The organism is Helicobacter pylori (assembly GCF_001998165.1).
Taxonomy (GTDB): domain Bacteria; phylum Campylobacterota; class Campylobacteria; order Campylobacterales; family Helicobacteraceae; genus Helicobacter; species Helicobacter pylori_DL.
The window spans coordinates 37252-45605 of record NZ_MTWR01000020.1 but is presented as its reverse complement, the minus strand read 5'-3'; the positions used below and the strand labels follow the sequence as shown (position 1 = coordinate 45605).

Below are 8354 nucleotides of genomic sequence, written 5' to 3'. Positions count from 1 at the left end.
AGCTAACGCTCAAGCAGAGATTTTAAATTTAGCTAAGCAAGTAGCGAACAATTTCCACAGCATTCAAGGGCCTATCCAAGGGGATTTAGAAGAATGTAAAGCAGGATCGGCTGGTGTGATCACTAATAACACTTGGGGTTCAGGCTGCGCGTTTGTGAAAGAGACTCTCAATTCTTTAGAGCAACACACCACTTATTACGGCAACCAGGTCAATCAAGAGAAAGCTTTGGCTCAAACCATTTTGGATTTTAAAGAAGCCCTTAGCACTTTAGGGAACGACTCAAAAGCGATCAATAGCGGTATCTCTCATTTGCCTAACGCTAAGTCCCTTCAAAACATGACGCATGCCACTCAAAACCCTAATTCCCCAGAAGGTTTGCTCACTTATTCTTTGGATACCAACAAATACAGCCAGCTCCAAACCATCACGCAAGAATTAGGCAAAAACCCTTTCAGGCGTATCGGCGTGATTGACTATCAAAACAATAACGGCGCAATGAACGGCATCGGCGTGCAAGTGGGTTACAAGCAATTCTTTGGTAAAAAAAGGAATTGGGGGTTAAGGTATTATGGTTTCTTTGATTACAACCATGCTTATATCAAATCCAATTTCTTCAACTCCGCTTCTGATGTGTGGACTTATGGGGTGGGTATGGACGCTCTTTATAACTTCATTAACGATAAAAACACCAATTTCTTAGGCAAAAATAACAAGCTTTCCGTGGGGCTTTTTGGAGGCTTTGCGTTAGCCGGGACTTCATGGCTTAATTCCCAACAAGTGAATTTGACCATGATGAATGGCATTTATAACGCTAATGTCAGCACTTCTAATTTCCAATTTTTGTTTGACTTAGGCTTGAGAATGAACCTCGCTAGGCCTAAGAAAAAAGACAGCGATCATGCCGCTCAGCATGGCATTGAATTAGGCTTTAAGATCCCCACGATCAACACCAACTATTATTCTTTCATGGGCGCTGAACTCAAATACAGAAGGCTCTATAGCGTGTATTTGAATTATGTGTTTGCTTATTAAACCCTCTTTAAAAAAGGGGGCTTGCTGAAAACGCTTGAAGGCATTTTTAAATTAAGCAAATAAAGAGATCTTGGATAATCTCTTATAAATCGCTCTCAAGCGATAAAATTAAAGTAATCAAAACCCTATTTTTGCAATCATTAAAGAAAGATTTTTTAAAGATTATCGCTCTTTTTTGATAAAGTAATAATTTAGAATTTAGGGAGTTTTTCATGGAAGAATCAACAGCGTTTATTTTGGCTCTTGTGGGGCTATTCACCGGCATCACCGCCGGGTTTTTTGGTATTGGTGGGGGGGAGATTGTCGTCCCTAGCGCGATTTTTGCCCATTTTAGTTATAGCCATGCGGTGGGTATTTCGCTCATGCAAATGCTTTTTTCTTCAGTGGTCGGCTCTATCATCAATTACAAAAAGGGCTTGTTGGATTTGAAAGAAGGCTCATTTGCTGCACTTGGAGGGCTAATGGGGGCGGTTTTAGGGAGCTTTATCTTAAAAATCATTAACGATAAAATTTTAATGAGCGTGTTTGTGGTGGTGGTGTGCTACACCTTTATCAAATACGCTTTTTCTAACAACAAGAAGCCAGAGCATTTTGAAGAAATGCATTTTGATTTGCATGCGAATAACAAAACGCCCGAAAAAAAGCGCGCAATCCCTTTTGTGTCTATGGATAGAACGCATGGGGTTTTGATGCTCGCTGGTTTTGTTACCGGCATCTTTTCTATCCCGCTAGGCATGGGTGGGGGGATTTTAATGGTGCCGTTTTTGGGCTATTTTTTAAAATACGATTCTAAAAAAATCGTGCCTTTGGGGCTATTTTTTGTGGTGTTCGCTTCTTTATCTGGGGTCATCTCTCTTTATAACGGGAAGGTTCTTGATGATGTAAGCGTTCAAGCCGGGGTGATCACCGGTGTCGGAGCGTTTTTAGGGGTGGGCATTGGGATCAAGCTCATCGCTTTGGCTAATGAAAAGGTGCATAAAATCCTGTTGCTCCTCATTTATGCTTTAAGCATTTTAGCGACTTTACACAAGCTCATTATGGGGTAAATCTAAAAACGCTCAAGGGCATTTTTAAAATTAATACCAAAAAGCTTTCACCAGCAAGCGATAATCTCTAAAAAAGCGCTTCTTTAGGGTTAGGGGAAATTAGTTGGGGGTTGTAATGGGATAACCCCCTACCCCCTTAAAAAATGAGTTTGAAACAAAAAATAAAATTAAAAACCCCATTTTAAAAAAAATAAAAAGTTTTAGTTATCTTTATTTGATGAGAACAAAACCATAAAACTTAAAAAAGAATGTCTTCAAAGTAAGAGTAATCAAAAAATAAATTATTTAAGGCGGTTTGAGATGTTTTTAAGATAATCCAAACGCTTAAACCCCCATTAGGAGGCTTAGTCATTACCCCTTAATGCGTTTTTTTATCTTGGATGTATTTTTTCAATTCACCCTTTTTGATATAAGGGATAAACTCGCCATAGCCCTCTTTTTCCATGTCTTTTAAGGGGATAAACCTTAAAGCCGCGCTGTTGATGCAATACCTTAAGCCCCCTAATTCTTTAGGTCCATCGTTAAACACATGCCCCAAATGCGCCTTACCAATACGGCTCAACACTTCAATGCGTTTCCTATTAAGGCTCTCATCGTCTTCGTATTTCACCACATCTTTATTGATGGGCTTAGAAAAGCTTGGCCACCCGCAACCAGAGTCGTATTTATCCGCTGAAGAAAATAACGGCTCGCCTGTGGTAATATCCACATAAATGCCCTCTTCTTCTTTGTTGTAATACTCGTTTTCAAAGGGTTTCTCAGTGTGTTTGTTTTGCGTAACTTCATACTGGAGTTTGGTGAGTTTTTTCTTTAAAACTTCATCGCTAGGTTTAGTGTATTTATCGTCATCCACAATCACTTCATCCGCCTTTTTCAAATCAATATGGCAATAACCACCAGGGTGTTTTTTCAAATAATCTTGGTGATACTCTTCAGCCCTCACATAATTTTTTAAAGGCTCTACCTCAATGGCGATTTTGCCTTTCACTTCTTTTTGTAACGCTTTTAAAGCGTTGTCTATCACTTCCTTATCCGCGCTATTGACATAATAAATCCCTGTGCGATACTGCCTGCCCACATCATTACCTTGCTTGTTCACGCTCACCGGATCAACCACCTTAAAATAGTAACGCAACAACTTGTCCAAACTGATCTTTTTAGGATCATAGATCACTTTCACGCTTTCAGCATGATCGCTCTCATGCAATTTTTCATAATTCGTGCTTGAAGTCTTGCCGTTAGCGTAGCCAGAGCTTGCGTCTATGACGCCATAAATCCTCTCCATATACGCCTCTAGCCCCCAAAAGCACCCCCCAGCCAAGTAAATCACTCTTTCATCGGTTTTTGGGTGTTGAGATCCCATGTTTTCATTCGCTTGCATAATTGCTCCTATCGCTAAAAAAAGATAAAAATTTTTCAAATAAGATAATACCTTCATTGAATAACCTTTGTTTTGATTTTAATGGTGTTTGCCATTATAACTAAAAAAAATGGTAATTGCTCTTTAAATTGAGTTTAAATTTTAATAAGACTCTGTTCTATTAGGTAACAAAAGTTAAAATCACATCCATTCAACAATCTTACCCACCGCATTGGCTTCATAGCATTTGATAGATGTTTTTTGACTGGGTTTTTTAGGCAATATGGCTTTTAAAAAGCCGTAATTTTCCATTTCTTTCAATCTAGCATTCAAATTAGGGGCTTCTAAAATCCTACCATTCAAACTCACTTCGCCCAAAAACGCCGTTTTATTGTCAATTTTTCTGTTTTTAAAGCTTGAAAGGATACTGGCAATCACCGCTAAATCGCAAGCCGGCTCGCTAATTTTGATGCCTCCGCTCACATTGATAAACACATCATGGCGGTTTAAAGGGATTTCTAGTTTTTTTTCTAACAAAGCAATAAGCATGTTAAGGCGGTTAGTGTCAAACCCGTTTGCTAATCGTTTGGGCACTCCAAAACTGCACTCGCTCACCAACGCCTGAATCTCTAAAATCAACGCTCTTGAGCCTTCTAAAGTGATAGTAATCGCACTCCCCTCCATAGGCTCTTCTTTGGAAAAAAACAAGCTTGAAGCTTCTTTAGCGCTCACCAAACCCTGCTCTTTCATTTCAAACAAGCCGATTTCACTCGTAGGGCCAAAGCGGTTTTTAAAACTCCTCAAAATCCTTAATTCCCTACTGGGATCGCCCTCAAAATACAGCACGCTATCTACCATATGCTCTAGCACTCTAGGCCCTGCGATGCTCCCTTCTTTAGTGATATGACCAATGATAAAAATAGCAACATCTCTTGTTTTTGCCAAACGCATGAGCTCAAAAGTGATCTCTCGCACTTGCGAAATAGAGCCGGGGGCTGAAGAAATCTCTGGCGAATAAAGCGTTTGGATAGAATCAATCACGCAAGCAAAATAATTTTCGCTTTCTATATTAGCCTTAATCACAGGCCAATTGATTTCATTGAGCAGATACAATTCTTTTTCTATGCAATCCAATCTAGTGGCGCGCATTTTAATCTGGCTCAAGCTCTCTTCCCCGCTCACATACAAAACCTTTTGCTGGTTTTTGGCTAAGCCAGAAGCCACTTTTAAAAGCAGAGTGGATTTCCCCACCCCAGGACTCCCCCCCACTAAATACAACCCTCCTTTAGCGATCCCCCCACCTAAGACAATATCCAATTCGCTTTGAGTGGAAGAAAATTTCACCACTTCTTCATGCTCAATTGCAGCGATAGAAACGCTTTTTTGTGCTTGTGGGATCGGATTTTTAAGCGCGTTTAAAATTTCCTTTTGGGCTTGGTTCAATTCTATAAAACTCTCCCATGCGTTGCACTGAGTGCACTTTCCTAGCCATTTAGGGCTTGTAAAACCACAATGCTGACACTCAAATAAAGAAGTTTTTTTAGCCATAGTATTCCCTCTTTTTAAAAATCACACAGCTAAAGACCAGATAAAAATGGGGGTTTTAATCATTTTGCTTTATAGTAAAACCCGTGGAGTTAAACTAAAAACAAGTTAAAAAGTTATCAAGGGCCATTTTGCTCTATTTTTCTTAAAGCTTTCAAAATATAGCGTTTGATATAAGATCCCACGCTTTCTTCTTCGTTAGCCATTTTCTCTAGTTTTTGGTATTGCTCATCAGAAAAATACAAGCTTACCGCACGAGTTTTTTTATTAGCGTCTGCTTTTGGTTTGCGTCCTAGTTTATTTTTAGTTTCCCTCAAGCGAGTTTCATCTGTGTTTTCTGTCTTTTCCATCAAGTTCCTTCAATCATCATCGCAAATCGCTTCAAAATAGCATGTTAGCATAAAAGTAGCGTATAATGAATAATGTTACAAGCGCTGATCATTCCTCATTTTGAGTTTATTAGCGCTTCGCTCAAAAAAGGCCTTCACCCCCTAAAAATATCAAAACAAATCAAATCGGTAACACTCTGATACTGCGATCCAATAATTCCTGCAAAGCGTTTTCAATGGCAAATAAAGTCCCGGTAGTCGCGCTCATGCACCCATCGCATGCCCCCATGTAGCGGATATACACATCAATGTAATCATCGCTTTCTTTAATGTCTAAAATCTCTAAATCCCCCCCATCCATCATAAGCATAGCGCGGATATTTTCATCTATGACTTTATCCACCGCTTTAATCTTTTGAACCATAGTCATTTCCCTAAAAGCCAATTCCCCACTTTGGGATTTATTCGCAGCGGCTTTAAGTTTTTCAGCTTCCATTTCTTCGCGCACTTCTTTAAGAATATCCACTAGGTAATAATCCCTTTTTTCATGCCCTCCAGGCCTCACACAGCTTTTACAAAAGGCACCGGCTTTGGTGTAGTTAGTGATTTCTTCAACGCTTTTTAAATCATTGAGCTTAATCACTTCTTTAATCGTGCCTAAACTCACCCTAGCACACTCGCACACGATGATCTCTTCTTCAAAATCTTCAGCGTTTTTCCCCAAATACATGCCGGCAGCTTTTTTGATCACATCATACGCCATCACCGAGCAGTGCATTTTTTGCCCAGGGACAGCCGGCGTGTCCGGATCGTCTCTCAAGCCTCTTTCCACATCTAAATTCGTGATTTTTACTGCATCTTGGACTCTTTTATTCAAACACAATTCTACCATCATATCTGAGCTTGCGATCGCTGTCCCGCAACCAAAGCTTTTAAATTTCGCATCAATAATCGTGTCCGTGCTTTCATCTACAAGCCAATACAACCTCACCGCATCACCGCATGCTTCTGCGCCGTAATCCGCCACAATGAGCTTAGCGTTTTTGGCTTTAGCCTGCTCTTCTGTGATGACCCCTAAATGCGTAGGGTTATCCATGCGCCTTTGAACTTCTTTAGAATATGCGTCCCAGAGAACCGATCCCACTAAATCATGTTTTGCCATTTTGATTCCTTTATGTTCTTTTTAATAAGAGCTTGAAATGTTTCTCAATCTTACAGCCGCTTGAGAGAAAACTTCAATCGTTTTGTCAATCTCAGCTTCCGTGTTAAAACGGCTCAATGAAAGCCTGATAGCGGTATGAGCCAATTCCTTACTCGCCCCAATCGCCACCATTACGGGGTTAGCCTCTAAATCCTCACTCGCGCAAGCGCTCCCTGTGGAAGCGGCGATATTAGAGCGATTCAAATCCCACAGCATGGCCTCTCCTTCAATCCCTCTCACGCTGATTAAAGTCGTGTTAGGCACACGATGGACTCGATCCCCTACTACCATCACATCAGGGATTTTCAAAAGCGCTTCTTCTAATTTGTCGCGCAATTTCCCTACCACTTCTTTTTCATAGTCTAAATGCTCTACGGCTAATTTCATCGCTTCGCCCATGCCCACGATATAAGGCACGTTCAAAGTCCCGCTGCGCCTGCCATTCATATGCTCCCCGCCATGAAAAAGAGGGGTCAATCCCACCCCACTTCTAATGTATAAACCCCCAATGCCTTTAGGCCCATGGAATTTGTGCGCGCTAAAAGAAAGGAAATCCACATTCGCTTTCAACACATCTACAGGGATTTTACCAATCGCTTGCACCGCATCGGTATGGAACAACACGCCCTTTTCTTTACAGATAGCCCCAATTTCTTCAATAGGGAAAATGAGACCGGTTTCATTATTCGCCCACATCACGCTCACTAAAGCGGTTTTTTCTGTGATCGCTTCTTTGACTTGATCGGCGGTGATGCTCCCATGCTCATTAATGGGCAAGTAAGTAACCTCCACCCCCAAGCTTTCTAAAAAATTACAAGTGGATCGCACCGCCGGATGCTCTGCAACCGTGGTTACAATATGGTTTTTGCCCTTTTTCAAACATTCATCAAAATACACGCCCTTTAAAACCCAATTATTGCTCTCTGTCGCGCAAGAAGTGATGATCACATCATCTATATCCCTAGCGTTAATGCCCTTATAGAGCTTATCCAGTGCTTCTGCAATGGCTGGGTGGGTTTCTGTGCCAAACTGGTGTAACGAGCTAGGGTTCCCGTAATGATCCCTTAAAAAAGGATCCATGATCTCCTTGACTTTAGGGTCAATCCTAGTTGTAGCGTTATTGTCTAAATAAATTCGTTGTAACAAGGTTAATATTCTCCTCAAAAATTTTACATAGATTTTCTTATCTAAGTCTAAATTATGATTAAATACAAGATATTTTCTTAATTTTAACTTAAAATAAGATGAATTTTAAAAAACATTTTGAGAAACACGAATACCTCCATTAAAAACCAACATAGCCATTATCAACCCGCTTAGGGTTTTTAAGGGGTCTCCCACGCCTGTCTTTTAAAGCGTCTATCCCCCCTTGTTGGTAACGCCTCTCCCATACATAGAGTTTTTGCAATTGTTTCGCCACTTCTTTTTTAGTGGGTTTAATGCCCTTAAGGTTATAAAGAGCGGTAATGATAAGGGGTTTTGGGATATTAAACCTTTGGATAAATTCCAAACAATCTTTTTTGAGCTGAGAGTCTTGCTTGTTTTTGGTAATATCCACATGGCTTAAATATTGCAACACATAAAGGCGTTTTTCTTCATCTTCTTGCGCGATTTCTGGGGCCAACTCCATGCCTTGACTAATGCCCTTAAAAAGCTTATTTGAAGCCTCTTGTGGTGTGGAATAAACGCTCAAATAAGTTTCTAACAACGAAATCACTCTTTTTTGCTGTTCCAATAGTGCGTCTATTTTGGCGCTCAAACGATTTATTCTACTTTCCATGCGTTCAATGGTAACTAGTAAAAATAAATAACTATTTAATCATTAAAAATGATTATTCTA

Annotated in this window: 8 protein-coding genes; 2 read left to right on the top strand and 6 right to left on the bottom strand. The window is 40.2% G+C overall.

Annotated elements, in window-relative coordinates; genetic code table 11:
* Both BZK24_RS03210 and BZK24_RS03205 read left to right on the top strand, forming a co-directional pair.
* A partial coding sequence (locus tag BZK24_RS03210; protein ID WP_143424369.1) for an outer membrane protein occupies window positions 1-1033 on the top strand: 1033 nt, incomplete at its 5' end.
* 212 nt (window positions 1034-1245) lie between these two features.
* A complete protein-coding gene (locus BZK24_RS03205; RefSeq protein WP_021173721.1) occupies window positions 1246-2079 on the top strand; it encodes a sulfite exporter TauE/SafE family protein in 834 nt (277 codons plus the stop codon).
* Between the two features lie 358 nt (window positions 2080-2437).
* On the opposite strand, the gene msrB is transcribed toward BZK24_RS03205, so the two are convergent.
* The 6 genes from msrB to BZK24_RS03175 form a co-directional block, all read right to left on the bottom strand.
* Window positions 2438-3517 (bottom strand): peptide-methionine (R)-S-oxide reductase MsrB, encoded by a 1080-nt coding sequence (msrB, locus tag BZK24_RS03200; RefSeq protein ID WP_000866616.1) that lies wholly within the window; start codon window positions 3515-3517, stop codon window positions 2438-2440.
* A gap of 123 nt (window positions 3518-3640) precedes the next feature.
* Window positions 3641-4987: a DNA repair protein RadA gene (radA, locus tag BZK24_RS03195; protein WP_077656550.1), complete on the bottom strand. Its 1347-nt coding sequence runs from the start codon at window positions 4985-4987 to the stop codon at window positions 3641-3643.
* A 116-nt stretch (window positions 4988-5103) separates the two neighbouring features.
* Window positions 5104-5334 carry a ribbon-helix-helix domain-containing protein gene (locus tag BZK24_RS03190; RefSeq protein WP_077656549.1) on the bottom strand — a complete coding sequence of 77 codons (231 nt, stop codon included), beginning with the start codon at window positions 5332-5334 and terminating at the stop codon, window positions 5104-5106.
* A 160-nt stretch (window positions 5335-5494) separates the two neighbouring features.
* Window positions 5495-6475: an iron-sulfur cluster assembly scaffold protein NifU gene (locus BZK24_RS03185; RefSeq protein WP_001052004.1), complete on the bottom strand. Its 981-nt coding sequence runs from the start codon at window positions 6473-6475 to the stop codon at window positions 5495-5497.
* 21 nt (window positions 6476-6496) lie between these two features.
* Window positions 6497-7660: a NifS family cysteine desulfurase gene (locus BZK24_RS03180; RefSeq protein ID WP_001941508.1), complete on the bottom strand. Its 1164-nt coding sequence runs from the start codon at window positions 7658-7660 to the stop codon at window positions 6497-6499.
* A 139-nt stretch (window positions 7661-7799) separates the two neighbouring features.
* On the bottom strand, window positions 7800-8294 hold the full coding sequence (locus tag BZK24_RS03175; protein ID WP_077656548.1) for a helix-turn-helix domain-containing protein: 495 nt from the start codon (window positions 8292-8294) through the stop codon (window positions 7800-7802).
* Window positions 8295-8354 lie beyond the last annotated feature (60 nt).

Coding starts and splice junctions, on each gene's coding strand:
- BZK24_RS03175 (WP_077656548.1), bottom strand. CDS start 8,294: ATGGAAAGTAGAATAAATCGTTTGAGCGCCAAAATAGACGCACTATTG.
- BZK24_RS03190 (WP_077656549.1), bottom strand. CDS start 5,334: ATGGAAAAGACAGAAAACACAGATGAAACTCGCTTGAGGGAAACTAAA.
- radA (WP_077656550.1), bottom strand. CDS start 4,987: ATGGCTAAAAAAACTTCTTTATTTGAGTGTCAGCATTGTGGTTTTACA.
- BZK24_RS03185 (WP_001052004.1), bottom strand. CDS start 6,475: ATGGCAAAACATGATTTAGTGGGATCGGTTCTCTGGGACGCATATTCT.
- BZK24_RS03205 (WP_021173721.1), top strand. CDS start 1,246: ATGGAAGAATCAACAGCGTTTATTTTGGCTCTTGTGGGGCTATTCACC.
- msrB (WP_000866616.1), bottom strand. CDS start 3,517: ATGAAGGTATTATCTTATTTGAAAAATTTTTATCTTTTTTTAGCGATA.